Consider the following 25,039-nt stretch of genomic DNA (forward strand, 5'->3'; position numbering starts at 1 on the left):
AACATACATAAGAAAGATTTTACATTATTTTAAGCATTAGAGCAAGATAAAACAAGATTATTAAAGATATAAATTTTCTAATAATCACCCTAATGTTACAAAAGTATTGTTTATGTATCTTTTTGATGTCAATTTGATGTTATAGTTTTAACTTAAGAAACTTAAATAAAACTTAACTGACCTAAAGCCCTGCAAAATAAGGGGCAGAACACCATCACTCTTTCACTTAGTCCATTGCTTTAAGCTCTAAAACCATGTCCCTAATCTGCGCAGCTAATTCAAAATCAAGCATTTCTGCTGCCTCATGCATTTGTTTTTGTAATTTCTTGATGGCATCCTTGCGCTCACTCTTGTTCATGACTGAATAATCAACTGTTTCTTCTGCGATTTCTCCATCACTTCCCTTAGTGATTGAAATTAAGTCACGAATCTCTTTTTTAATGGTTTGCGGCGTAATGCCATGTTCTTTATTGTAGGCCATTTGTATCTCACGACGACGAGCTGTTTCGTCCATGGCTTTCTGCATCGAATCAGTAATCTTATCCGCATACATAATTACATGCCCTTGGGCATTACGAGCAGCCCTACCAATGGTCTGAATCAGACCACGTTCATTGCGTAAGAACCCTTCTTTGTCCGCATCTAAGATGGCCACTAAACTGACTTCTGGCACATCAATTCCCTCACGTAGAAGGTTGATCCCAATTAAAACATCAAACACCCCCAGGCGAAGATCACGGATAATCTCTGTTCGTTCCAATGTTTTAATATCACTGTGCATATACTTCACTTTAACTCCCATTTCCTTAAGGTAGTCTGTTAAGTCTTCTGCCATTTTCTTGGTTAAGGTTGTTATAAAGGTGCGCTCACCTTTTTCAGTACGGCTATTAATTTCACCTAAGAGATCATCCATTTGCCCCATGGTTGGTCTCACTTCGACTTCTGGATCCAGCAGTCCTGTAGGTCTAATAATTTGTTCAATGATAGTATCGGTTTGCTCGTTTTCATAGTCACCTGGAGTTGCAGAAACATAGACAATTTGATGCACATGACTTTCAAATTCTTCGCGACGCAAAGGACGATTATCCAGTGCCGACGGCAAACGAAAACCATAATCAACCAGCATCTTTTTACGTGCCTGGTCACCATTATACATACCTTTAATTTGCCCCATTGTCATGTGACTTTCATCAATCATGATCAGGAAATCCTCAGGGAAAAAGTCTAGGAGGGTATAGGGTGGCTCACCTTCTGAACGGCCATCCATATGACGTGAATAATTTTCAACACCATTGGTATAACCCATTTCACGAAGCATTTCAATATCATATTCTGTTCTTTGTTTCAGACGCTGTGCTTCTAATAACTTACCTTCAGATTCAAACAGCTTTAACTGCTTTTCAAGTTCAGCTTGAATTTTGGCAATGGAAGCTTCCATATGTTCGTCATTTGTCACAAAGTGAGTTGCGGGAAAGAGAACCAAGTGATCTGCCTCTCCTAGAATTTTCCCAGTTAAGCTCTCAATCTCTCTGATGCGATCGATTTCATCACCAAAAAATTCGATTCTAAAAGCATGTTCGTCTCGGGATGCTGGAAATACTTCGACAACGTCGCCTCGAACTCGGAAACGTCCCCGTTGAAAATCAATATCATTTCGTTCAAATTGGATATCCACTAGCTGATTTAAGAGTTGATCACGTGAGATTTCTTGACCAGGTCTCAAACTAACTGCAGAGTTGGCATATTCCTTAGGAGAACCCAAGCCATAGATACACGAAACAGAGGCTACGACAATGACATCGTTTCTTTCTAACAATGAAGAGGTGGCAGAATGCCTGAGTTTATCTATCTCATCATTGACTGAGCTATCTTTTTCAATATAGGTATCACTAGAAGGAACATAGGCTTCTGGTTGATAATAATCATAATAAGACACAAAATATTCAACAGCATTGTCAGGGAAAAATTCTTTAAATTCTCCATAAAGCTGTCCTGCCAAGGTTTTGTTATGTGCAATAACAAGGGTAGGTTTGTTAACCTTACTGATGACTTGACTCATGGTGTAGGTTTTCCCTGTTCCCGTTGCTCCTAAAAGGATCTGGGCTTTTTCGTCACCCTCTATATTGTCAACCAATTCGGCTATGGCCTGTGGCTGATCTCCAGAAGGCTGGTATTTAGATACCAACTTAAATTTTTTATCTTCTCTTTTATCAATCATAGTAAACCTTCTTTAATAGACTTACCTCTATTTTAGCATAGACATTTTTATTTTTGATAGATTTAATGTTATTATTTGATGTTAGGTTTTCTGACATAGATGTGAGGAAAGAGTTGCCCTCTTGGAACTTTTCTGTTATAATGAGGAATATTTTTTAAGGAGACATGTATGAAGAATAAACTAAAGGTTTTTTTATTTGCACTGCTATCACTAATTATTTTAAGTGGTGGTCATGCAAAAGCAGAAACCATATCAATTGCTTCTGATACGGCTTATGCGCCTTTTGAGTATAAGGATTCTGATCAGATCTACAAAGGTATTGATGTTGATATTATTAAAGAAGTTGCTAAACGCCAAAATTGGAACTATAAAATGTCCTACCCTGGCTTTGATGCTGCTGTCAATGCCGTCCAATCTGGTCAAGCTAAGGCTTTAATGGCTGGTACTACTATAACAGAGGCTCGTCAGAAAGTTTTTCATTTTTCTGAGCCTTATTATGACACTAAAATTGTTATTGCTAGTCGAAAAGATAACCCTATTAAAAGCTATAAGGATCTTAAAGGGAAAACAGTTGGTGTTAAAAATGGCACAGCTTCACAAACTTTTCTAGATAAAAACCAAGCCAAATACGGTTATAATGTAAAAACCTTTGATACCGGCGATTTAATGTATAATAGCCTCTCATCTGCCTCCATTGCTGCTGTTATGGATGATGAACCTGTTATTCAGTTTGCCATAAGGCAAAATCAGAACATCGCCATCAACATGCAAGGGGAAGCTATTGGTAGCTTTGGCTTTGCTGTTAAAAAAGACAGTGGCTATGATTATTTAATTGAAGATTTTAATAAGGCCCTCAAGGAAATGAAGGAAGATGGGACTTATCAAGAAATCATGACCAAGTGGTTGGGTGGTTCTGGTAAAAAGACTCTTCTCAAATCAACTGAAAACGCCAATGCCAAAGCTACTCCTTTAAAAGCAAAATACAAGATAACAGCCGATTCTTCTTTTGCACCATTTGAATTCCAAAATGGCAAGGGAGAATACGTCGGTATTGATATGGAACTCCTTAAAGCCATTGCAGAGCAGCAAGGTTTTACAATTGAAATTTCAAATCCTGGCTTTGATGCAGCCCTTAATGCTGTCCAATCTGGACAGGCTGACGCTGCCATTGCTGGAATGTCTATTACAGATGCTCGAAAGAAAATTTTTGACTTTTCTGATTCTTATTACACCTCTAACATCCTATTAGGAACAAAATCAGGCAGTGGTATCAAAGCTTATAGTGATCTCAAAGGTAAGACAGTGGGAGCTAAAAAAGGTACTGCTTCATACGATTTCTTAGATAAACATAAAGACCAGTATCAGTACAAGTTAAAAGCCTTTGATGAGGCTTCGTCCATGTATGACAGCTTAAATTCTGGTTCAATTGAAGCTCTGATGGATGATGAAGCTATCTTAAAATATTCCATCCAACAAGGCCGTCAGTTTGAGACACCAGTAAAAGGGGAACCATCAGGTGAATACGGTTTTGCGGTTAAAAAAGGAAGCAACCCAGAATTAATTGAAATGTTCAACAACGGTTTAGCCAAACTAAAAGAAAATGGACAATACGATAAGATTATCAATAAATACTTGGCTTCTGACAAGGAAGATAAAGCCAGGGAAGTGATAGCTGATGAATCAACCATTTTTGGCTTACTATCTAATAACTACAAACAAATTCTTTCTGGTCTAGGAACCACCTTGAGCTTGACTTTGATCTCCTTTGCCATTGCTATATTGATCGGTCTCTTTTTTGGAATGATAGCAGTTGCACCAAGCAAGGCTCTACGGATGGTTGCTACAATCTTTGTAGATCTTGTTCGTGGTGTGCCACTGATGATAGTTGCAGCCTTTATCTTCTGGGGAATTCCAAATCTGATCGAAAATATCACAGGTCATCAATCTCCAATTAACGATTTCTTAGCAGCTACCATTGCCCTATCCTTAAATGGTGGAGCCTACATTGCTGAGATTGTACGTGGGGGGATCGAAGCTGTTCCCAAAGGACAGATGGAAGCTAGCCGCAGTCTAGGAATTCCTTACAAAACAACTATGCGTAAGGTCATCTTACCACAAGCTATTAAAGTCATGTTACCAAACTTTATCAACCAATTTGTTATCTCACTTAAAGATACAACTATTGTCTCTGCTATCGGTTTGGTTGAATTATTCCAAACAGGTAAAATAATTATTGCAAGAAACTATCAATCATTCCGTATGTATGCTATTCTAGCAATTATTTACTTGATTATGATTACACTCTTAACAAGACTTGCAAAACGTTTAGAAAAGAGGCTTAAATAATGGCAGAATTGAAAATTGACGTTCAAAATTTACATAAGTCTTTTGGACAAAATGAAGTATTAAAAGGGATTGATGCTAAATTCTATGAAGGTGATGTTGTTTGTATCATCGGACCTTCTGGTTCTGGTAAATCAACATTTTTACGGACCTTAAACTTACTTGAAAGTATTACCAGTGGTAAAGTTATGGTCGATGGCTATGAATTATCAAACCCTAAAACTAACATTGACAAGGCCAGAGAAAATATCGGAATGGTATTTCAACATTTCAACCTCTTCCCGCATATGACTGTTTTAGAAAATATCATGTTTGGCCCAGTTGAACTTGGAAAAGAAAGTAAGGAAAGTGCTAAAAAACATGGTCTGGAATTACTTGAAAAAGTTGGTCTTATTGACAAAGCCGATGTTTTACCTGGCAGCCTATCCGGCGGACAAAAACAAAGGGTAGCTATTGCTAGATCCTTAGCTATGAATCCTGATATTATGCTCTTTGATGAACCGACTTCTGCACTTGACCCTGAGATGGTCGGTGATGTTTTGAATGTTATGAGAGACCTCGCCAAACAAGGTATGACTATGTTGATTGTAACGCATGAAATGGGATTTGCTCGTCAAGTAGCTAACCGTGTTATCTTTACAGATGGGGGCCAATTCTTAGAAGATGGTAGCCCTGAAGATATCTTCGACCGTCCAAAACATCCACGTCTCATTGAGTTCTTGGATAAGGTTTTAAATGTTTAAAAAAGCTGGGATATAAAGATTTTCTAGATAGATCTTAATCCCCTATTAGCAATAAAAAAGAAGGCTCTAAACTTCTATGTTTTCTTTAACATAAAGTGTAGGGTCTTTTCTTTATCATCTATTTATGTGTAACTGCTAAACCATCCCTTCTGTCCAAGCAGCCAAAGATAGTCAAGCCAAAATAAAAGGACTGAGTCCTCTAGCAGAGGAAACTCAATCCTTAACCTAAACTATTATGTCCAATTTTTCGAGGGCAGTACCTAAAAAATTTTAATGATTTATAAATGTGTGACTTTGGGAATTATAGAGCCTTCTCTAGGTGGATAAATGACTAAGATAAGATCTCTTAAGCCTTCACCAATGATAGTCGCTAAAGCACTTATTAATCAATATGTTTGATTTGATTTTTGTAAGTTTCTATCATATTCCACACATTTCGTTTCTTGATGTCAAGTGCATTATCAAAAGAGTATCCTAAAATAGTATGAGCTCTAGTATCACCTGACACAATAATAAAGCCTATGGGAGATAGAGAATAGATATATAATTCACTACTCAAATGATCATTATCCAAAGGATAAATCAATTGCTGTACACGTGCGCTATTTTTGTTCATTAATTGTTCTTTACAAAATGTTTCAGCTATGTCACGTGCTTGATTTTCTGTTCTAACAAAGTCATTATTCATATTTAAGGTTTAATTCCTACAACAGCACTTTGGCTGTAGTTGAAGCCACCAGCTCCTCCGCCAGTACCTAGGGATCCAGGATTTAAGGCATCTAACCTAAAGAAACCGTCAGAAGATCCACCCCAACCCCAGTTAACGTGGTAGAACTCATTACCATCAGAACCATCTATAACAAATGCATGTCCACCTGCTGTACCCAATCCTTGGTAATATACTGGTTGACTTTGTTTAAGATCGTTATCAATTTGAGTTTCCCAATCTTCTTTGCTAAAGGAATCGCGATTAATTTGACGAACAGATTGGGCATAGCCAAAGTTTTCTTTCAAGGCTCTTTGAACTACAGGGCTACCGCTGCTACCGCTAGATGGTCCATAATCCATGTCTACTGCAATACCGACATCTGCCATCAATTCTGATATAGCATCTTTTTGAGCTTGATTTTCTCTTCCTGAATATGAAGGTAAAATGTTCTGCCAATCATACTGTCTAGTAGAAATTGATGCAAATAAGTGAAGGGGTTCATTGAAGTAGTCATTAGTTAGGACGTAAGAGTGATCCTTTACCCCTTTGTTAGGATAATTATGGTATTTCATTATCTGTGCAGTTGCAGTAGCAACACATCCTGTCGCTGCATGTTGACCTACATATGAACGTTCTCCTGGTTTTACTTTTTCTATAACAGGTGTCAATAGGTTATAAGGATTACCTTGATTATAGTGGATTCCTCTAGCATCTAGTAGAGAGTTAACAATAGGATGTTTGTTTGCTGCAATTGAATTAGAATATTCTGTCTTTAGTTCTTTATTCTTTGTGATTTGATCAGCATAGGTCTTGATGAAAGAAGAAATATTTTCTTTGTTCTTGCTGTCAAATGTTCCTTTTGTAGAGTAACCTAAAACTTCTGGTGAACGTTTATCTGCTGAAACAATGACAAATCCGCCAGTAGATAGGTTATAGACGTACATATTAGAATTAGAAGCTTCATCATTTAAGGTTACTTTATTAAGAGTAATTTGTTCAGCACTTCTCTTTGCACGTCTACTATCAAATCGTCCATTAAGACCAGCTGTTTTTTCAATGAATGTAATAGCAGTATCTTTAGCTTCTTTTTCATTGCGGGTAAAGTTTTCTGCAGCAAATGCTGAACTAGATAAAACAGATCCACTTAATAGTAATAAAAGACTTAATACTTTGACACTCAGTTTCTTTTTGTTCATGTCTTACTCCTTCTTTAAACACAAATGAGTTTAAGGTGTACTGCCCCCAAAAAGTTAGACATAATGGTTTAAGTTAAGGATTGAATCCTGAAGTTTACAGCAGACTTTCTTGCTTCCTTCTGTATCAGTTCCACTCTCTTGGTCTAAACCATGCATTTCTATATTTTTCATTATTAATATTAATGCCATAAAAAAGACCCAAGCCTGAGAGTTTTACTCTAGCTTTTTGGGGGCAACACAAGTGTATTCCCTTTTTTCATTCATTTCTTATTCCTCCCTTCCAACTTGTCTAATATTTTTTACACTTGTATAATATCATACAAGACAAAAAAATGTAAACGTTTTTCTAAAAAAATTTTTAAGTGTGTTTTTAGCCTATTTTAATGCATTTTCGATTATAAACAGACAAATTTTACTATTTTATGTTAGAATAAAAGAAGACATTTGAGTACAATCAATTAGACAAGTCTTGATAAAATTATTTTGAGTCTGCTGTCAAATTTAAAAATAAGTAATTATATATGAGGTAAAATCGTGAATCAATACGAAGTATATAAAAAATTTAAGAAGTTAAAACATGTGCAGGCATATGACAAAATTTACCAGCTCATTCAAGATGGTGTATACAGTCCAGATATGCCATTGCCCTCTGAAGCGGAGCTAGCAGAGCAACTAAATGTTAGTCGAATGACCTTGAGAAAATCCCTGGCTCTACTCCAAGAAGATCATCTTATTAAAAACATTAAAGGAAAAGGCATCTTTGTTTGCAAAGGCTCCATTAATTGTCATGAGAAAGGGTTAGAAACCCTTCAACATCCTATCAAAGCCTGTTTTCACAACTCTATTAGTGAGACTGAACTTGAATTTCATATCGAAGTTCCGACTGAATCTATAAGGGACACCTTGAAACAAGAGACTCCACTTGTTGTCGTTACAGATCGCTGGTATCATCAAAATGACTCTGTCGTTGCCTATTCATTATCTTTTCTACCATTAGAAGTTCTATCAGATTATTCCATTAATTTAACTAATACAGAGGATCTAAGAACATTCCTAGAAGAAACCATTTATCAAGATAATAATTCTTGCTGCGCACAAAATGAACTTTGCTTTACTAAGTCTGGGAACTTTGCAGCATCAAAATACAATCTGTCAGAAAACAGTGCCTTTATGCTCGTCCAAGAAACAATCTTTAAGAAACACAAAATTTTGGTCGTAAGCAAACATTATATTCCTGTCGAATACTTCGAACTGCACGTTTTTTCCAAAAGAAAGGATTTAAAATGACCCCTTCTGGAAAAGAACTTTAGAGTTCATTGAGACTACTATATGTCACATTAAAGCACCAGTTCACACTGGTGCTTCAGATTGAAGACAAACCTTATTTACCTAAGCCAATAGAGTAAAAAACTTCTTCAGGCTATCAATAGATCTCCAATTTCTGCAAGCAACCGCGAGCTTATTAAGGCGACTTCCGCCCTGCTGAAAGTATCCAAAATGCCTTTAATAGCAACATTTTAGCCACTGGCAACTTACCAGACCCTAGGCTCGAAAGTTAGGTATGGAATTCTTTGGCTTTCTTAAACAGTTACTCCTCTGACTGTTTAACCTACCGTCCGACAGCACTTAAGAAAGGTATCAAAAAATGACTTTTTCTTAGATGGTAGAGTCAACAGTCACTTCTTTTTAAGAACGGATCCCAGGTCTCAAAACCTTCCCATCGCCTGAAAGAGAAGGATTCCAAGTACTCTTACCACGGCAAAAACAACTGAAACAATGCTATAAAAAGTACATCCTAAGAATTTTTATAAGGTCAAATTGACAGCTTGATCAAAAGGTGCTAAAATACAAATGATTATTATTAGGAGGTAGGGCGCATATGAACAACTAAAAAACTAAAAGAAGAGAAATCCTTTTCAAGTTTTAGTTTTTTAGTGTGCCTATATCCAAACAGCTCAATAGCTACTTTTATCATCTATTGCTCTGTCTTATTTTGTACACTTCTTCAAACTCTTTACTTGTCAAGGTAGGGAGTTCTTTTATTTCCCACCCTTCTTTTACATGATATGGTCAACTATTTGCTTACATTTGCTCATAAAAAAGGAGGTTCTTACATGTTAAACATTAAAGATCTAACTATTACACACGAAAAAGATTTACAGTTACTCATTGATCATCTTACCTTAAGCGTACATCCAGGTGATAAACTAGCTATTATAGGGGAAGAAGGTACAGGAAAATCAACATTCATTAAATGTCTTTTTGATCCAGACCTTATTAAGTCTTATAGTTCTATAAAAGGAACAATCAGCAATCACTTTGGGAAAAGCGCCTATATTGGACAAGCTTTAGACTCAAAGACCAGCCAGATGATCCTTTCAGACTATTTATATGAGGGCAGGAACATGGAATACTTTGATTTTAATTATTTTTTCCAATTGGCCAATCAGTTGGCATTTAACTGCGACCTCATTGATAACCCTTCCTTAAAAGTGAAAGATCTTTCAGGTGGGGAACAATTAAAACTTCAACTCTTGAAAAAACTTGCCTATCATCCTGATTTGGTGCTTCTAGATGAACCTTCCAGTGATTTAGATATTTACTCCATTAAGTGGTTAGAAAACTTTATAAGAAGGTCCGAACTCAGTTTTATTTTTATTTCACATGATGAAAGTTTTCTCACAAAGACGGCCACTAGTATTCTTCATTTGGAACTTTTAAAGAGACGAAGTAAGGCTGTCTACCATTACTTTAAGGGAGACTATCCTGCCTATGTCGACTATCGGAAAAAAAGTTTTGAGAAACAGAGTCAACTGGCTTCAAAAGAACGTAAGGAATTCGAGAAAAAGAAGGAACGCTTTAAAAAAATACATGATGGCGTTGAACACCAATTACGACATACAAAAGATTCCACAGCTGGTAGATTATTAGCTAAAAAAATGAAGGCGGTGAAGTCTCAAGAACGACGCTTATGTAAAGAAAGCGAGCAAGTGACCGAAAAACCACAAGCAATGGATACGATTAATGTCTTTTTTTCAGATATCAAGCCCTTAGCCAAGCAAAAAATACTTTTAAACTGGACAAATCATAGACTGCTCAGTGGACAAACTGCAACCTTTCTTTTTAAGGGACAAGATAAGATTTTTATTAGGGGAAGAAATGGCATTGGCAAGAGCCGGCTTTTAGAGGAGATTCGTCAATTACTATTAAATATGCCTAAAATTTCTCTTGGTTTTATGCCACAAAATTATGATGATAACTTACCTTTAGAAAGCAGCCCTATAGACTATCTTAGTTCGCATAGTAGAGAAAAAGTACGAAGCTTGCTAGCTAGTTTTGATTTTACTAAGGAAGAAATGAACCATGCCATTGCTCATTTGTCAGGAGGACAAAAGGCTAAATTATTCCTTGCCAAGATAATCTTGGATAAAAATAATCTTATCTTGTTGGACGAACCCACAAGGCACTTTTCCCCCATGAGTCAACCTGTCATTAAAAGGATCATTTCTGAATATCCTGGAGCTATTTTAGCCGTTAGTCATGATCGAACCTTTATGGCATCAGAAGACTTTATCACTTATGAGTTAAATAGTCTGACTTTTCAAGAAATCTCTATTGACAGATAGCTTTTCCTATGTTTGAATTAAGTTATGACTATTTTATCCTACTTTTCAAAAACCGAGTGGTTACTTTGGATAATGTCCCTTCTTACCATACTGATAACTTATATCTTATTTGAAACCAATAGCCCCTTGGCTTTAACTGCTTCATTGATTGGGGCAACCTCCCTTATTTTTTCATCAAAAGGAAATCCAATTGGCCAGGGACTAACTATTATCTTTGCAATCATTTATGCCTATCTATCTTTAGAAAATCATTATTATGGAGAAGTGATAACCTATTTTTTTATGACCTTGCCAATGGCTATTTTCTCACTTTTTTCCTGGTTGAATCACCCTTTTGAAGGGAAAAAATCACAGGTGCTAATTAGTCGGCTGACACAAAATGACCTCTATTTATTAGTGATTTCAACAGCATTCATTACTCTTGCTTTTTATTTTATTTTGGCATTTTTTCACACAGCCTTTTTATGGATTTCTACCTTGTCAATAGCGACTTCCTTTTCAGCAACCTTTTTAAGCTATAAAAGGAGCCCCTATTTTGCCCTTACTTTTGGCTTCAACGACTTGGTCCTTATCATCTTATGGCTCATTGAAGCACAAAAAGATTACAGTCATTACTCCTTAGTTATTTGTTTTGCCATATTTTTACTGAACGACATTTATACCTTTTATAATTGGATAAGGTTACAAAATAGCCAAGAAAACTTAAAAGAAGGATAGGCAGATTGCCTATCCTTCTTTTTCTGCTTTTTCGCGTTCTAATCTTAGCCGTCGGTTTGGATTTAACTGATTGAAAAGCTCTTCAAGTTTTTTTGCATTCCAAACGTCTGCTGCAGAGACGAAATTGCCGTCTTTATCTCTAAATGATATTGGTTTATCTCCCATCAGAAAACCTCCACTACTAAGTTATTATCTTATCAGTTTATTCTTAGTCAACAAATTCAAATTCAAAGTTGCCTATTCTAACGATATCACCGTCTTTTGCTCCGCGTTCACGAAGGGCTTCATCAACACCCATTCCCCGTAATTGTCTAGCAAATTTCATAATGGATTCATCACGTTCCATGTTGGTCATGACAAAGAGGCGTTCCAGTTTTTCACCAGAAAGAACCCAGGCAGCATCATCGTCTCGACTGATGTCAAAGGCTTTTTCTTCACCATCAAATCCATAGTAAGCCTCTTCTTCTGTGATCATATCAGCTTCATCATATAATAAGAATTCATCAGTCTCAGATAATAGCTCTGCAGTAGCTTCTAGTAAATTATCCAAACCTTTCTGTGCTAGAGTTGATACAGGAAAGACTAGAGGGGGTTGCTCGAATTCATCATATTGTGCAGCTAATTTTTCTTTGAACTCTTTTAAATTTCCTTCTGAGTCTGGCATGTCCATTTTATTGGCAACAATAATTTGTGGGCGTTCCATTAATCTCAAATTGTAGGTTTCAAGTTCTTTGTTGATTGACAGGTAATCGTCAAAGGGATCGCGTCCTTCTGAAGCTGACATATCAATAACATGAAGTAGGACACGTGTTCTTTCGATATGTCGAAGGAACTGTGTTCCAAGTCCAACACCCTGGCTGGCACCCTCGATTAAACCAGGCAGGTCTGCCATAGCAAAACTATCACCAGCTTTGGTTCTAACCATGCCTAAGTTAGGAACGATGGTTGTAAAATGATAAGCTCCAATTTTAGGTTTTGCTGATGTAACAACACTTAATAAAGTTGACTTCCCTACTGATGGAAAACCGACAAGTCCAACATCTGCAAGGATTTTCAGTTCTAATTCTAACTGACGTTCTTCACCAGGCTCACCATTTTCAGCTATTTCAGGAGCTGGATTCCGTGGTGTTGCAAAGCGGATGTTACCACGACCACCTCGGCCACCTCTAGCAATAACAAATTCTTGTCCATTTTCAACAAGATCTGTGATAACTTTTCCAGTCTCCGCATCTTTGACAGTAGTCCCTTGAGGAACTGGCACGATCAAGTCTTCTGAACCTCGGCCATGCATGCCTTTGGTCATCCCTTTCTCGCCTGCTTTTGCTTTAAACTTACGGTTATAACGAAAGTCCATCAAGGTTCTAAGGCCTTCATCAACCTTAAATACCACTGAACCACCTTTTCCACCGTCGCCTCCCCAAGGACCGCCATTAGGAACATATTTTTCCCTTCTAAAGGCAACCATACCATCACCACCACGACCAGCCTGAACACTGATCTTAGCAGTATCTAAAAACATACTCATCTTTTTTTCTCAATCTTTCACTTATTTGAAAAAAACGCCTTTCAGCGTTTTTACCTCAATACTGATAGGGCACCTGCAATGAGTCCACCAACAGTAACTAGAACCATTAATATAACAACAACCATTGTAATCTTTTCAAATGTTGTTTTCTTACGGGGTCCATTTTCTCCAAAAGCCACTTCTATTACCTCGACTATCGATTTTTTCTTTCTATATATTAACATGAATAAGGGCAATTAGCAAATATCAAGTGGTTTTCTAAGTCTATCTAACATGGATATGACTAGCCTTATCTTGAGCTTTGCTGATTATTATGCTAAATTAGAATCTATAATAACTAATATTTCAAGGAGTCCCAAATGGTTTTACCCAATTTCGATCAAAATTTAGAAAAATATGCAAACCTTCTCATAAAAAAAGGTCTGAATGTTCAAGAAGGACATACTATTGTTATTACAATTGCAGTTGAACATCACCACTTTGCCCGTATCTTAACTCAGAAGGCCTATGAAAATGGTGCTGCTGAAGTCTTTGTTGATTACACTGATGATATCATTACACGGGAAAAATTGCTGCACGCTGACACAGAACGTTTAAGCAATATTCCAAACTTTGTAGTGGAAAAATCAGACTACCTTTTGGAGAAAAAAGCCAGTCGTCTGGTGGTCAGATCGGCTAACCCAAATGTCTTTGCCAACGTAGATCCTGATCGTTTATCCACCTTGACCAAAGCGACCTCCCTTGCCTTAGAAAATCAACGAGCTGCCACTCAAGCTAACAAGGTCAGCTGGAATCTAGTGGCTGCAGCAAGTCCTGAATGGGCAGCCATGGTCTTTCCAGAACTAAATAGTCAAGAAGAACAAGTAGATGCTCTTTGGGATGCTATTTTTAAGATGAATCGAATCTACGAAGCTGATCCTATTGAGGCCTGGAATAAGCATCAGGAACGTCTGGAAGAAAAAGCAAACTTACTAAATGACTATCAATTTGATGCCCTTCATTATATGGCTCCGGGGACAGACCTAACCCTTGGTATGCCTGAAAATCACCTATGGGAAGCTGCAGGAAGTACAAATGCTCAAGGCGAAGTCTTTATTGCCAATATGCCAACCGAAGAGGTCTTTTCTGCACCTGACTATCGCAGAGCTGATGGCTATGTTTCTTCTACAAAACCATTATCCTATGCTGGAGTTGTAATTGAAGACATGACCTTTACCTTTAAAGATGGGCAAATTGTTGATGTCACTGCTAAAAAAGGTGAAGAAACCATCAAACGTTTGGTTCAAGAAAATGATGGAGCACGCGCCCTTGGTGAGGTCGCTCTTGTTCCTCATAAGACACCCATCTCCTTATCAGGATTAACCTTTTTCAATACCTTGTTTGACGAAAATGCTTCTAATCACTTAGCAATTGGTGCTGCCTATGCTTTTAGCATTAAAGGGGGTACAGAAATGTCAAATGATGAGCTTAAAGCTGCTGGTTTAAACCGCTCAAATGTCCATGTGGACTTTATGATTGGCTCTGAAAAGATGGATATTGATGGTATTACCAAAGATGGACAAGTTATTCCTATTTTCCGCAGTGGAGAGTGGGCAATCTAAGAAAAGTCAGATAAATCTGGCTTTTTTTCTTTATTGGGCATATAATAGGCTTATGTACTATCAAATATTAGAAAAATTAAAAATAAGCACCTTTGAAGACTGTCTCAAGGAGCAAAAGATTCCTTTTGTAGCAGTTCTAAAACCTGAAGAATGGATCAATGTGCAAGATCAAGTGCACATGGGCATTGATATGGATTTTAATATCCACTCAGCTAATTCGACTAAGGCTGAGGTCAATCTAGATTCCTTGACAGGCACCTTTAAAATCCCTAAAAGAGACAATTTATTGGGCCAAGCTCATGATTTTTCCTTCGTTTTAGATGAACGGGCTATTATTTTTATAGACGAACATGACTATGTTCAAGATCAAATCAAAAAGATTCAAAAAACCAAGAAATGGAAATACCCATCCTTGGAACGCTTTATCTATGACTTTTTAGAAAATATCATCAAAGAGGATTTAGTCCTTCTAGAAAAAATTGATCGAGATATTAATCTCATTGAAGAAAACATTATTAGTGCTTCCAATCAAAACCATAACTATGACCTTATTCTCTTTAGAAGAAAACTGACAAAATTGAATGTACACTATAGTCAACTAATCGATTTGAGTCAGGAATTTTATGAAAATGAAAATGATTTTTTTGCTGAAGAACAGTTGCGCTTCTTCCACCTTTTTGCTTCCAGAGTTTCAAGGCTGCAATCTATGGTTTTGACCCTACGTGAGACAATTGTTCAGATAAGAGATTTATCAAATGCTCAATTAGAAATGAAACAAAATAAGATCATGGCAGTCCTTACAGTCATAACAGCATCTTGTATGCCTTTGACTATTTTAGTTGGCTGGTATGGCATGAACTTTAAATACATGCCTGAACTCTCAAGTCCTTGGGGCTATCCCCTTATTATAATTGTAGCCATCCTCTTATTTACAAGTTCCATACTCTATTTTAAATCTAAAAAATGGTTGTAACAATCACCTCAAAGAGCCCTCTTGACTATAGTCAAGAGGGCTTTTTAAAACATGTCACTGAATGCTTCTAAAGATGGTCACAATAAGTTGATAATGAAAGCAGCTCTGCTTCTGTTAGAGGACGGTATTGACCTTTTTCTAGATTTGAATCCAATTCTAGCGGTCCCATACTGATGCGTTGTAAATCAATCACTTCTTTCCCACAAGCCTTGACCATACGTTTGACTTGATGGTACTTGCCTTCTTTTAGGGTAATTTTAACCTTAGACAAATTGTCTTCTTTGTGGACTTCTAGAATTTCCAATTTGGCAGCTTGACAGGTAAAATCTTTTAAAACAATCCCTTCCGTAAATGCCTTAGCATCCTCAGCTGTCATTATTCCTGATACAAGAGCCATGTATTCTTTTTCAACATGTTTCTTGGGTGACAAGAGCCTGTGAGCCAGATCACCATTGTTGGTTAAAAGCAATAAGCCGTGGGTATCCTTATCTAGGCGACCAACTGGGAAGACTGACTTTTGAAAGGCTTTTTCATCTAGCAAATCCAGTACAGTCTTTTGGCTTTTATCTTCCCTTGCTGACAGAACACCCTTAGGCTTATTGAGCATATAATATAAAAACTTTTCATAATGTATTTGCTCACCATTGTAGCAAATCTGGTCTTCATTTTCCTTGATATGTACTTTGGGGGAGCTTTCTATCTTGCCATTTATGCTAATGGCTTTTTTCTTAAGTAGAGTCTTTACCTGATTGCGACTGCCTAAGCCAGCCTCAACCAAAAATTTATCCAATCTCATCTTTCTTCCTTTTTCTCTGATATATTCGTGTTAACAGTATAGCATATCTACAGTTTATTTGAGACTGTAAGCCCTTAATATATTATAATAATAGGCAAAAAGGAGGTCTTGTATGTCCATCTATTCACAGATTTATGAAACAAAAGAAAAACATTCAGCTCAAGCTATGGGCTCTGGTGGTTTAGAAGTATTAGCTACCCCAGCTCTGGTAAGTTTTATGGAAAATGCTGCTTTTCTCTTCATCCAGGCAGAGCTAGAATCTGGTCTTAGCACAGTAGGAAGTGAAATGGCTGTTCAACATCTTGCTGCTTCAAGAATTGGACAAGCTGTTACCATTGTCATTACATCCCTAAAAGAAGAGGGACGAAAGTACGATTTTCGCATGGAAGCCTTTGTTGGCGATAAACTCATTGGAAAAGCTTGCCATAGCCGAGTCAGAGTTGATAGCGAAACTTTTATGAACAAACTTTAAAAATAACAATAAAAAAACTAGCTCAAGCATCCTTTTAATGTAGGTATTACTGAGCTAGTTTTTTAATTTTCTTAACTATTAAATTAGGTCTGTTTCATAATATTCGACCTCTATACCAATCTTGTCACTAGGGTGATAGTATTCCATACCTGTCTTAATTAAGCGTGTAAAACCCCATTTTTGGTATATGGTTTTATTCCTAATTTCTGAAGGTTCTACTCCTAAACTAACTGAAGTATGGCCTCTGGCTTTTAAATCATCTAACATAAATTGAACTAATGTCGAAAAATAACCCTTTCCTTCTTCCTCTGGAATTGTCCGAAATGCCATTAGATAAGCTTTCTTTTGATCAATCAGATCTTGGGCATTTTGAATTCCTTTTGGACTAAAAACAGCTGTAGGTTCTGTAATAATTGTTCCATTCAATATATCATAGTAAGACTGTCTTTGTCCCTTTTCAAAAGCATCAAGAGACTCGTCTTTCCATCTTACCCAATTAGGGTCATGAGGATGCCTAGAAATTTCTTCTTGCCATTTTACAAGCATTTGTTCTTTGTTTGCCATACAACAATAATAGGTCATAAGCTGTCCTTTTTTATAATTTGATCAGTTCCTGATAAGGCTCTGCTTTTAAATTCTTTATTGTCCACATAGCTACAAAACTAATAAAATATAAAGATGCTAAAAACACCATAACTGTAGAGACACCTAAATTATCAAGAATTTTTCCGATAATAACTGAAGAGAATCCTCCAAGAGCTCGTCCAACATTTAAAATGACGTTATTAGCTGTTGAACGGATATGATGGGGATAGAGCCTGGTTATCATGGCGCCATAGCCAGCAAACATGCCATTGACAAAAAATCCCACAATGGCTCCGCCAATAAGCATAGCATACATAGAATTAGCAAACTGGAAGAGATAAACACAGACTGATGAAGATAAGAGAAAGACTGAATAGACTAAGCGTGGTCCATATTTATCTAGAATATGACCAAAGAGTAGCATGCCTAAGCACATGCCTAAGATGGTTGAGATCATCCACAAAGAGGAATCTTTGACAGAAATATTCAGACTGGTCTGTATAATAGTTGGCAGCCAATTCATCATACCAAAATAGCCAGCAATTTGAACCGTTGTCATGACCATTAAAGCTAGTGTCTGGGCTGTTAGTGCTGGGCTTTTGAAGAGTTCATTGATTTTGACAGGCTGACTGCTTTCTTCACTGCCTCTATCCCATATCTTATGGTCATCAATGGCAAATAGCATCCAAATCACTAATAGGATTGGTAGCAGACCAAAAAGAAATAGTCCGCGCCAGCCCAAAGTCGGTGCTAACCAACCAGCTAAAAGAGCTGAGCTGATCGAACCAACTTGTCCTGCTATGCCATTAAAAGAGGAAATACGTCCCATCTTGTCTGCTGGAACAATCCCCGCCATGATGGCTATGGCCACACCGTATTCTCCACCTACGCCGATCCCTGCTATAAATCGTAAGAGATAAAGATAAGAAATACTTTTGGTAAAGTAAATTAAGCCAGTTGCAAGGGAAAAAATCAAGATGGTCCATTTAAAGACTTTAAATTTGTGGTGTCTATCTGCAAGGAGACCAAAAATCAGCCCTCCTGCTAGCATGCCTAGGTTTGTGATGGTTGCTATCCAACCACCCTGACTACCAGTAATACCTAGTTCTGAAATGATAGATGACATGGAAAATGCTAGAAACATCACATTAAGGTCATCTGTTCCTGAAGCTACAATAGCAGCTATAAGGGCGCGCCTGTTGTTTTTGTCGAGGGACAAGGTTGACATCATATTTCTCCTTTTAATAGTAGCTCTCTGACTACCTTAATTAATCAAAACTTCTTTAAGCGCAAGAAAAAACTCCAGCAGTGATCCGGAGTCATTTTTAGTCTACAGTAAATGAGAGCATAACCTGAGCAGTTATTCTCTACTTTTAACTTTTATGTCTCACGGAACATCTTTAAAGTTGTATTTAATTGTAAATAGTATATGATAGTATCTCCTAATTGTCAATACAAAGCTTAGGATAAATAAGGACAAAGCTCTGCTTGAACCTACTTCCAAACTTCAAGGGATGGCAGGAATTAACCCTTCAAAACACATCATTAAAAAGAGAAGACAAAGCCTAAAAAACTTTTCACTTATCTACTTTTCTTTGTTATAATGCTAAGCAGAGGAGAAAATTAATGAAAAAAACTGCTTTTGATTCAGATAAGTATCTTAATCTGCAAAGAGATCATATCTTAGAAAGAATTGGTCAATTCGACGGAAAACTCTACATGGAGTTCGGTGGTAAAATGCTTGAAGATAATCATGCTGCACGTGTTTTACCGGGTTATGAACCTGATAACAAAATCAAACTTTTAAAAGAGTTAAAAGATCAGGTAGAAATTGTCATTGCCATCAGTGCCAACAATATAGAACACTCAAAAGCCAGAGGCGATTTGGGGATTTCTTATGATCAAGAGGTCTTTCGCTTAATTGATAAATTTAATTCTTTGGGTATTTACGTTGGTTCTGTGGTTATTACACAGTACAACAATCAACCAGCAGCCGATGCCTTTCGTAAACAACTTGAAAAAAATGATATTGCCTCTTATTTACATTACAGAATAAAGGGCTATCCTGCTGATATTGACCATATTATTTCACCTGAAGGCATGGGCAAAAACAACTATATCAAGACCAGTCGTAATTTAATTGTGGTCACTGCTCCTGGTCCTGGTTCTGGTAAGCTAGCAACTTGTATGTCTCAAATGTATCATGATCAAATAAATGGGGTTAAATCAGGTTATGCCAAATTTGAAACCTTCCCAGTCTGGAACCTCCCTCTACACCATCCTGTTAATCTCGCTTATGAAGCAGCTACTGCCGATTTAGACGATGTCAACATGCTTGATCCTTTCCACTTAGAAACCTATGGTAAAACTGCTGTTAACTACAACCGTGATATTGAAGTTTTTCCAGTTTTAAATAGAACATTTGAACGTATCTTGAGCAAATCACCATATGCTTCACCAACTGATATGGGTGTTAATATGGTTGGTTATTCCATTATTGATGAAGAAGCGGCTATTGAAGCTTCAAAAGAGGAAATCATTCGACGTTACTACCAGACCTTAGTTGATTTCAAAGCTGAACGTGTTTCAGAATCAGCTATTAAAAAAATTGAACTTCTCATGAATGATATCGGGGTCTCACCAGAAGATCGCCAAGTGACCGTGGTTGCTCGTAACAAAGCAGAAGCAACTGGCCAACCAGCACTGGCTCTCCAATTACCAGATGGTCGTGTCGTTACAGGTAAAACCTCTGATTTATTTGGTCCTACTGCTGCTGTTGTCATCAATGCCATTAAAACCTTAGCTAAGATTGATAAAGAAACGCATTTAATTGAACCAGAATATGTTAAGCCTATACAGGGACTTAAAGTGAATCATTTGGGAAGTCAGAACCCTCGTCTTCATTCAAATGAAATCCTGATTGCCTTAGCCATCACTGCTATGAACAAGCCTGAAGCTGATCTGGCCATGAAGCAACTAGGCAATCTTAAAGGTAGCGAAGCTCATTCTACAGTGACACTAACAGACGAAGATAAAAATGTCTTGCGTAAGTTAGGGGTTAATGTCACCTTTGATCCTATCTATCAGCACAACAAATTATATCGTAAATAAAAAATATCAAAAGAAAAAGTTTAACAGAAGCATTCCGCTTCTGTTTTTTAATGATTTCTAAGGACCAGCTGTTTCTGAGGGTTGAAAAAGCTGCGATAAGAAAGGTAGGTTGCTACAAAAGAGGCTATTGACGTGGTTGATAAGAGCATAAAGGTCACCACCATTTGATATTTTACAGCTTGAATTGGAGAGGTTCCTGCCAAAATAAGTCCTGTCATCATTCCAGGTAAGGAAACAATACCCAAGGTTTTTGCTGAATCAATAGTTGGAACCATGCCTGTTTTGATCACTTCTCTCAAAATATCTATGGAAGCTGATAGAACATCAGAACCCAAAGCCAGTTTGGTTTCAACTTCTTCTTGCTTATCATGAAATTCTGTTAAAAGTTGCTTGTAACAAAGTCCAATAGCTACCATGGAATTGCTAATAATCATTCCACCAACAGGTATCATTTGATTAGGAACAAAGTCTAATATTCCTGAAAAAATAAGAACTGACAGGGTAATGAAGCTACCAAGCGCTATAGCTGAAAAAGAAATTAGGAAACTATTTTTGATGCCCTTCCCTCTTTTTGAAGCATTGTAGGCTGCATTGATTATCATAAATAATAATAAAAAGGCTGTGAAGATGGGATTCTTATAGCCAAAGACATAGTCCAAAACAAAACCTACCAACAAGAGTTGAATAACAGCTCTAATGGCACTTATGAGGATGTCTGCTTCCAATTTCAATTTTTGCCAATAGGAAAAGAAAAGGGTAATGAGAACTAAAGAGGAAGCAAGGAGTAAAGACATTACCGAAATATGATTTGCACCATTCATTTTAGATTTCCTCCATTGATTCTAGCTGACCATCAACGATTGTCATTACTTTGTTAGCAAATTTGTGACTTTGACTCCTATCATGGGTTATCCATAAAATGGTGATTCCCTTATCATGTAAGGCTTTGATAACATCTTCAACGATCTCTTTATTCTTGACATCAAGTGCCGAGGTGACTTCATCAAGAAGCAAAATTTTAGGTTCAAATAAGAGCTGTCTGATCAGTGCTATTCTTTGTTTTTCACCACCTGAGAGTTTTTTGACATCATAATCTAGAAGGGCCGTATCCATTTTAAAGAGTTTAAACAATTCTTCTACCCTATTATGATCATATTTTTCATTTCTAATGCTGTAGGGAAAGTCAATATTTTCTTGTACTCTTTTTCCAAAGAGTTGTGGCATTTGAAAGCAATAAGAAATCGTTTTTCTCAGTTCAACGGGATCCAGTTGTTTAAGGTCTTTATCTAAGTAGCTAATTTCACCCTGGCTTGGACTAATTAAAAAACTGGCTAATTTTAATATGGTACTTTTACCACCACCTGAAGGACCAATGATTGAAATAAAATCCCCTTGCTCTACTTGAAAAGTAAGGTCTTTAATTATTTCCTTGTCAGCAACTCTAAAGCTAACCTTCTTAAAGCTTAATATGGACATTTTTATCTTCTTTCTTCTTCATCATTAAGTGTTTATTTATAATCATTCTTAATAACTAGTTTATCACGATTTGCCATTTCTGTCTCTTTTAAAGATTAGAAAAAGCAATCTACTTTAGAATAGACTGCTCTTCTTAATTTTCACGTTTTCCTGTTACAAACATGGTAAAGCTTGCCTTGGTTAAGACTTGATTTTTTTGGTTACGAATAACAACCTCGTTGACCTTTGTCTTTCTGCCATCATGGATGCATTTTCCTTCAATAGTGAGGGTATCTCCCAGTCGTCCAGCACCAAGGTAGTTAATATTTGATTGTTGGGTCACTGCATCAACCCCTGTTGTGACACATACGCCACCTGAAACCTGATCACTAAGGGCAAATAGGTAGCCACCATGGGCCGTTTGATGATAGTTTAAGGAAGAATCAACAACCTCTGTGCTGACAATAATGTGACCATAGTCTATTTTTTCTGTTTTATAATTTTCAAAAATTCTTAGTTCTTTTGTCTTAAAGTCTTTCATGTGAGTTCCTCTATATTAACAGATTTTTTAATTACAAAAGACATTATACTATAAAATTGACTTTTTGTTGACTAAGTTGACTAATAATAGCTAAGCTGCTTAGGTCATTGCTATTTCTCATTATTGTTTGTAAATTTATAAAAGCCCTTTAAGATCGTTTCAAAAACGTAATTTTCTATAGTAGAATATTTTTTCTTCAGAGGTCGACAAAAAATAGGCTTATAAGGGATGGGATCATCGAAACGTTTTTCCACAACACCAATATAATTAAGACGATCTAAGTAACGATGAAAGCGGGCTGTTGGTAACAAGGCAATCACGTCATTTATAGCACTTGACTCTACCAAATAATCCCAGCTAGAAGAGGTCATTAGCAATTTAGCATCCGATTTTTCTTTTTCTAATTTATTCATGATCAGGCTATTAGAGGCAAAACCTTCATTAAGTAAAGTGATGAATTGATTGTCTAAGTCTGACCAGGAAAGTATTTGTTTTTTAGCAAGTGGACTTTCTGGCCGCATAAAGGCTGCTATTTCAGATAATAAGACTAGGTGTTGCTCAAATTTTTTATCATCAAGATAGGTAGGAGCTTCTAAAATGGCAAAATGAAGATCATTATCAATAAGCATTTCCCTTAACCTTTTATTATCTTCTTCAACAATTTCAATTTGAACATCTGGATTTTGCATGAGAAAATTAGGGAAAAAACGGGTAAAGAGTATTCTTAGAGCGGTCGAAGGGATGCCAATACGTATCATTCCTCGACGTTTTTGACCTTCACGTTCAATGACATTTCCTAAATGATCAAATTTTTTAATGATGTCTAGGACTTCTGAATACATTCGTTTTCCGATGGGAGTTAGACTGATCAACCTTCCATTTTTGCGGTTAAAGAGTTTCACATTTTCAGACCTTTCAAAATTGGAGATGAATTGACTCAAGGTTGACTGGGTCACATAAATTTGTTTGGCTGCCACCGACAGGTTAAAGTCCGCATCTACAATGGCAATCAAATAATTCATTTGTGCTATATCTAATTTCATCTTTTCCCCCTTCACTTTTCCTAATCCTTTGTTATCATCATTATAATTAAAAGAAGGGGGTACAGCAAGAAAAAAAGGCTTTAAAAAAGGCCCTGTTCCTTTTATCAAGAACAAGATCCTCTTTATATATGTTGAGCAAACATTTCTTCTAAAAAGAATTACTACCAAAGTAATCAACGGTCTCCTACATATTCGAAGATTCCAGCTGCTCCCATGCCAACACCAATACACATGGAAACTAGACCATACTTAGTCTGTGGACGCTTACTCATCTCAGAAAGGAGCCGAGAGGTTAGGATTGCACCTGTGGCTCCCAGAGGGTGTCCTAGTGCTATAGCTCCGCCATTAACATTGGTAATGTCCAAGTTAAGATTCAATTCCCTGGCTGAAGCTAATGCTTGTGCAGCAAAGGCTTCATTTAATTCTATTAAATCAATATCTTCCAGTTTCAAATTGGCCTCTTCAAGCACTTCTGAAATAGCATAGGCTGGTCCAATTCCCATCACTTTGGGATCCACTCCTACTGCTTTAAAGCCGACAAAGCGAGCTATTGGTTTAATATTTAGCTCTTCCATCATTTCTTTAGACATGAGGATGACAAAGGCTGCCCCATCTGAAATCTGTGATGAGGTGGCTGCTGTCACAGTACCATCTGCTTTAAATACTGTCCTTAGTTGTCCTAAGGATTCTGGAGTAGACTCTGGACGAATGCCCTGGTCTGTTTTGAAGACTTCCTTGATTACTTCTGGACCTTTTGCTGTATATTTAATCTGCTCGATTTCCACAGGGACAATTTCTTTTTCGAATTTGCCGCTGCTTTGTGCCTGGTAAGCCTTTTGGTGACTAGCTGCCCCAAAGGCATCTTGATCGGCGCGGCTAATATGATATTTTTCGGCAACATTTTCGGCAGTTAATCCCATTGGATAAGAAGCCCCCATGTCTTCTTTTTGAAGGCTTGGGTTAACAGTGGGTTCGCCGCCTCCCATTGGTACTGCAGACATAAATTCAACACCACCTGCCACCATACATTTGGCTTGTCCAGCAAGAATGGCATTTGCTGCGGTAGCTATAGTTTGTAAACCTGATGAACAAAAACGATTGACTGTTTGTCCTGCTACTGACACAGGCAGTCCTGCCCGCAATGCGATTGTCCGTGCAAAGTTGATCCCTTGGATAGCTTCTGGGAAAGAACAACCCACAATAACATCTTCAATGTATTTAGGGTCAAAATCTCCTTCTACGCGATCAATAACTCCTTTGAGAACTTCTGCTGCTACATCGTCAGGACGGCTGTGGGCATAGGCACCTTTGGCATTACCTTTACCAATTGCGGAACGTCCGTAAGCAACTATATAAGCTTCATGCATATTATCTTCTCCTTCTAT

Annotated in this window: 23 protein-coding genes; 9 read left to right on the forward strand and 14 right to left on the reverse strand. The window is 37.2% G+C overall.

All coding sequences use genetic code 11. The features are described 5' to 3' along the window. Positions 1 to 226: 226 nt before the first annotated feature. Entirely contained in the window at positions 227 to 2,218 is a 1,992-nt protein-coding gene (gene uvrB / locus HBN42_RS02595; protein WP_165993431.1) for an excinuclease ABC subunit UvrB, read from the reverse strand. 168 nt (positions 2,219 to 2,386) lie between these two features. Here uvrB and HBN42_RS02600 point away from each other — a divergent pair, with 168 nt between their 5' ends. Next, positions 2,387 to 4,564 carry an ABC transporter substrate-binding protein/permease gene (locus tag HBN42_RS02600; protein WP_165993433.1) on the forward strand — a complete coding sequence of 726 codons (2,178 nt, stop codon included), beginning with the start codon at positions 2,387 to 2,389 and terminating at the stop codon, positions 4,562 to 4,564. Then, positions 4,564 to 5,304 carry an amino acid ABC transporter ATP-binding protein gene (locus HBN42_RS02605; protein ID WP_165993435.1) on the forward strand — a complete coding sequence of 247 codons (741 nt, stop codon included), beginning with the start codon at positions 4,564 to 4,566 and terminating at the stop codon, positions 5,302 to 5,304. Before HBN42_RS02600 ends, HBN42_RS02605 begins: the two co-directional genes overlap by 1 nt. 382 nt (positions 5,305 to 5,686) lie before the next feature. Here HBN42_RS02605 and HBN42_RS02610 read toward each other — a convergent pair whose 3' ends face one another. Further along, positions 5,687 to 5,992, reverse strand: coding sequence for a Spi family protease inhibitor (locus HBN42_RS02610; protein WP_165993437.1), 306 nt, complete (start codon positions 5,990 to 5,992; stop codon positions 5,687 to 5,689). A 2-nt stretch (positions 5,993 to 5,994) separates the two neighbouring features. Then, entirely contained in the window at positions 5,995 to 7,209 is a 1,215-nt protein-coding gene (locus HBN42_RS02615) for a C10 family peptidase (protein WP_165993439.1), read from the reverse strand. A gap of 534 nt (positions 7,210 to 7,743) precedes the next feature. Between HBN42_RS02615 and HBN42_RS02620 the strand changes: the two genes are divergently transcribed. The 3 genes from HBN42_RS02620 (at position 7,744) to pnuC (ending at position 11,552) form a co-directional block, all read left to right on the forward strand. Continuing rightward, positions 7,744 to 8,496 (forward strand): GntR family transcriptional regulator, encoded by a 753-nt coding sequence (locus tag HBN42_RS02620; RefSeq protein WP_165993441.1) that lies wholly within the window; start codon positions 7,744 to 7,746, stop codon positions 8,494 to 8,496. 827 nt (positions 8,497 to 9,323) lie between these two features. Continuing rightward, entirely contained in the window at positions 9,324 to 10,835 is a 1,512-nt protein-coding gene (locus HBN42_RS02625; RefSeq protein WP_165993443.1) for an ATP-binding cassette domain-containing protein, read from the forward strand. A 24-nt stretch (positions 10,836 to 10,859) separates the two neighbouring features. Next, the gene (gene pnuC / locus HBN42_RS02630) at positions 10,860 to 11,552 is read left to right on the forward strand and encodes a nicotinamide riboside transporter PnuC (RefSeq protein ID WP_165993445.1); all 693 of its coding nucleotides are present in this window, start codon (positions 10,860 to 10,862) and stop codon (positions 11,550 to 11,552) included. Positions 11,553 to 11,561: 9 nt separating this feature from the next. On the opposite strand, the gene HBN42_RS02635 is transcribed toward pnuC, so the two are convergent. Genes HBN42_RS02635 through HBN42_RS02645 form a run of 3 tightly spaced genes read right to left on the reverse strand, consistent with a single transcriptional unit; the run spans position 11,562 to position 13,256 of the window. Next, on the reverse strand, positions 11,562 to 11,717 hold the full coding sequence (locus HBN42_RS02635) for a hypothetical protein (protein WP_165993447.1): 156 nt from the start codon (positions 11,715 to 11,717) through the stop codon (positions 11,562 to 11,564). A 43-nt stretch (positions 11,718 to 11,760) separates the two neighbouring features. Continuing rightward, positions 11,761 to 13,077 carry a GTPase ObgE gene (obgE, locus tag HBN42_RS02640; RefSeq protein WP_165993449.1) on the reverse strand — a complete coding sequence of 439 codons (1,317 nt, stop codon included), beginning with the start codon at positions 13,075 to 13,077 and terminating at the stop codon, positions 11,761 to 11,763. A 50-nt stretch (positions 13,078 to 13,127) separates the two neighbouring features. Beyond that, a complete protein-coding gene (locus HBN42_RS02645) occupies positions 13,128 to 13,256 on the reverse strand; it encodes a DUF4044 domain-containing protein (RefSeq protein WP_165993451.1) in 129 nt (42 codons plus the stop codon). 180 nt (positions 13,257 to 13,436) lie between these two features. Between HBN42_RS02645 and HBN42_RS02650 the strand changes: the two genes are divergently transcribed. Next, positions 13,437 to 14,678 (forward strand): aminopeptidase, encoded by a 1,242-nt coding sequence (locus tag HBN42_RS02650; RefSeq protein ID WP_165993453.1) that lies wholly within the window; start codon positions 13,437 to 13,439, stop codon positions 14,676 to 14,678. A 52-nt stretch (positions 14,679 to 14,730) separates the two neighbouring features. Further along, positions 14,731 to 15,651, forward strand: coding sequence for a magnesium transporter CorA family protein (locus HBN42_RS02655; protein WP_165993455.1), 921 nt, complete (start codon positions 14,731 to 14,733; stop codon positions 15,649 to 15,651). Between the two features lie 67 nt (positions 15,652 to 15,718). Here HBN42_RS02655 and HBN42_RS02660 read toward each other — a convergent pair whose 3' ends face one another. Then, a complete protein-coding gene (locus tag HBN42_RS02660; RefSeq protein WP_165993457.1) occupies positions 15,719 to 16,447 on the reverse strand; it encodes a pseudouridine synthase in 729 nt (242 codons plus the stop codon). A gap of 112 nt (positions 16,448 to 16,559) precedes the next feature. Here HBN42_RS02660 and HBN42_RS02665 point away from each other — a divergent pair, with 112 nt between their 5' ends. Beyond that, entirely contained in the window at positions 16,560 to 16,919 is a 360-nt protein-coding gene (locus HBN42_RS02665; RefSeq protein WP_165993459.1) for a thioesterase family protein, read from the forward strand. Between the two features lie 78 nt (positions 16,920 to 16,997). Here HBN42_RS02665 and HBN42_RS02670 read toward each other — a convergent pair whose 3' ends face one another. Together HBN42_RS02670 and HBN42_RS02675 are read right to left on the reverse strand one after the other, a co-directional pair. Then, positions 16,998 to 17,501, reverse strand: coding sequence for a GNAT family N-acetyltransferase (locus tag HBN42_RS02670; RefSeq protein WP_165993461.1), 504 nt, complete (start codon positions 17,499 to 17,501; stop codon positions 16,998 to 17,000). 13 nt (positions 17,502 to 17,514) lie between these two features. Further along, entirely contained in the window at positions 17,515 to 18,732 is a 1,218-nt protein-coding gene (locus HBN42_RS02675; RefSeq protein WP_165993463.1) for an MFS transporter, read from the reverse strand. Positions 18,733 to 19,130: 398 nt separating this feature from the next. Here HBN42_RS02675 and HBN42_RS02680 point away from each other — a divergent pair, with 398 nt between their 5' ends. After that, entirely contained in the window at positions 19,131 to 20,615 is a 1,485-nt protein-coding gene (locus HBN42_RS02680) for a DUF1846 domain-containing protein (protein WP_165993465.1), read from the forward strand. Positions 20,616 to 20,662: 47 nt separating this feature from the next. Here the strand turns inward: HBN42_RS02680 and HBN42_RS02685 are convergent, their stop codons facing one another. From HBN42_RS02685 to HBN42_RS02705, 5 genes are all read right to left on the reverse strand, one after another. After that, positions 20,663 to 21,436, reverse strand: a complete 774-nt coding sequence (locus tag HBN42_RS02685; protein ID WP_165993467.1) for an ABC transporter permease — start codon at positions 21,434 to 21,436, stop codon at positions 20,663 to 20,665. A 1-nt stretch (position 21,437) separates the two neighbouring features. Beyond that, a complete protein-coding gene (locus HBN42_RS02690) occupies positions 21,438 to 22,091 on the reverse strand; it encodes an ABC transporter ATP-binding protein (protein ID WP_165993469.1) in 654 nt (217 codons plus the stop codon). Positions 22,092 to 22,224: 133 nt separating this feature from the next. Next, entirely contained in the window at positions 22,225 to 22,611 is a 387-nt protein-coding gene (locus HBN42_RS02695; RefSeq protein ID WP_165993471.1) for a PaaI family thioesterase, read from the reverse strand. Positions 22,612 to 22,721: 110 nt separating this feature from the next. After that, positions 22,722 to 23,654, reverse strand: a complete 933-nt coding sequence (locus HBN42_RS02700) for a LysR family transcriptional regulator (RefSeq protein WP_165993473.1) — start codon at positions 23,652 to 23,654, stop codon at positions 22,722 to 22,724. A gap of 173 nt (positions 23,655 to 23,827) precedes the next feature. Beyond that, the gene (locus HBN42_RS02705; RefSeq protein WP_165993475.1) at positions 23,828 to 25,021 is read right to left on the reverse strand and encodes a thiolase family protein; all 1,194 of its coding nucleotides are present in this window, start codon (positions 25,019 to 25,021) and stop codon (positions 23,828 to 23,830) included. Positions 25,022 to 25,039 lie beyond the last annotated feature (18 nt).

Origin of the sequence: Streptococcus catagoni, from assembly GCF_011421425.1 — a bacterium.
GTDB classification, from domain to species: Bacteria; Bacillota; Bacilli; order Lactobacillales; family Streptococcaceae; genus Streptococcus; species Streptococcus catagoni.

Excerpts from the sequence above, each read along its gene's own strand:
- HBN42_RS02610 (WP_165993437.1), bottom strand. The coding sequence starts at position 5,992 with ATGAATAATGACTTTGTTAGAACAGAAAATCAAGCACGTGACATAGCT.
- HBN42_RS02615 (WP_165993439.1), bottom strand. The coding sequence starts at position 7,209 with ATGAACAAAAAGAAACTGAGTGTCAAAGTATTAAGTCTTTTATTACTA.
- HBN42_RS02685 (WP_165993467.1), bottom strand. The coding sequence starts at position 21,436 with ATGAATGGTGCAAATCATATTTCGGTAATGTCTTTACTCCTTGCTTCC.
- HBN42_RS02675 (WP_165993463.1), bottom strand. The coding sequence starts at position 18,732 with ATGTCAACCTTGTCCCTCGACAAAAACAACAGGCGCGCCCTTATAGCT.
- HBN42_RS02660 (WP_165993457.1), bottom strand. The coding sequence starts at position 16,447 with ATGAGATTGGATAAATTTTTGGTTGAGGCTGGCTTAGGCAGTCGCAAT.
- HBN42_RS02700 (WP_165993473.1), bottom strand. The coding sequence starts at position 23,654 with ATGAAATTAGATATAGCACAAATGAATTATTTGATTGCCATTGTAGAT.
- HBN42_RS02600 (WP_165993433.1), top strand. The coding sequence starts at position 2,387 with ATGAAGAATAAACTAAAGGTTTTTTTATTTGCACTGCTATCACTAATT.
- HBN42_RS02695 (WP_165993471.1), bottom strand. The coding sequence starts at position 22,611 with ATGAAAGACTTTAAGACAAAAGAACTAAGAATTTTTGAAAATTATAAA.
- HBN42_RS02705 (WP_165993475.1), bottom strand. The coding sequence starts at position 25,021 with ATGCATGAAGCTTATATAGTTGCTTACGGACGTTCCGCAATTGGTAAA.
- uvrB (WP_165993431.1), bottom strand. The coding sequence starts at position 2,218 with ATGATTGATAAAAGAGAAGATAAAAAATTTAAGTTGGTATCTAAATAC.
- pnuC (WP_165993445.1), top strand. The coding sequence starts at position 10,860 with ATGACTATTTTATCCTACTTTTCAAAAACCGAGTGGTTACTTTGGATA.
- HBN42_RS02650 (WP_165993453.1), top strand. The coding sequence starts at position 13,437 with ATGGTTTTACCCAATTTCGATCAAAATTTAGAAAAATATGCAAACCTT.
- HBN42_RS02690 (WP_165993469.1), bottom strand. The coding sequence starts at position 22,091 with ATGTCCATATTAAGCTTTAAGAAGGTTAGCTTTAGAGTTGCTGACAAG.
- HBN42_RS02605 (WP_165993435.1), top strand. The coding sequence starts at position 4,564 with ATGGCAGAATTGAAAATTGACGTTCAAAATTTACATAAGTCTTTTGGA.
- HBN42_RS02625 (WP_165993443.1), top strand. The coding sequence starts at position 9,324 with ATGTTAAACATTAAAGATCTAACTATTACACACGAAAAAGATTTACAG.
- HBN42_RS02670 (WP_165993461.1), bottom strand. The coding sequence starts at position 17,501 with ATGACCTATTATTGTTGTATGGCAAACAAAGAACAAATGCTTGTAAAA.
- obgE (WP_165993449.1), bottom strand. The coding sequence starts at position 13,077 with ATGAGTATGTTTTTAGATACTGCTAAGATCAGTGTTCAGGCTGGTCGT.
- HBN42_RS02635 (WP_165993447.1), bottom strand. The coding sequence starts at position 11,717 with ATGGGAGATAAACCAATATCATTTAGAGATAAAGACGGCAATTTCGTC.
- HBN42_RS02680 (WP_165993465.1), top strand. The coding sequence starts at position 19,131 with ATGAAAAAAACTGCTTTTGATTCAGATAAGTATCTTAATCTGCAAAGA.
- HBN42_RS02655 (WP_165993455.1), top strand. The coding sequence starts at position 14,731 with ATGTACTATCAAATATTAGAAAAATTAAAAATAAGCACCTTTGAAGAC.
- HBN42_RS02665 (WP_165993459.1), top strand. The coding sequence starts at position 16,560 with ATGTCCATCTATTCACAGATTTATGAAACAAAAGAAAAACATTCAGCT.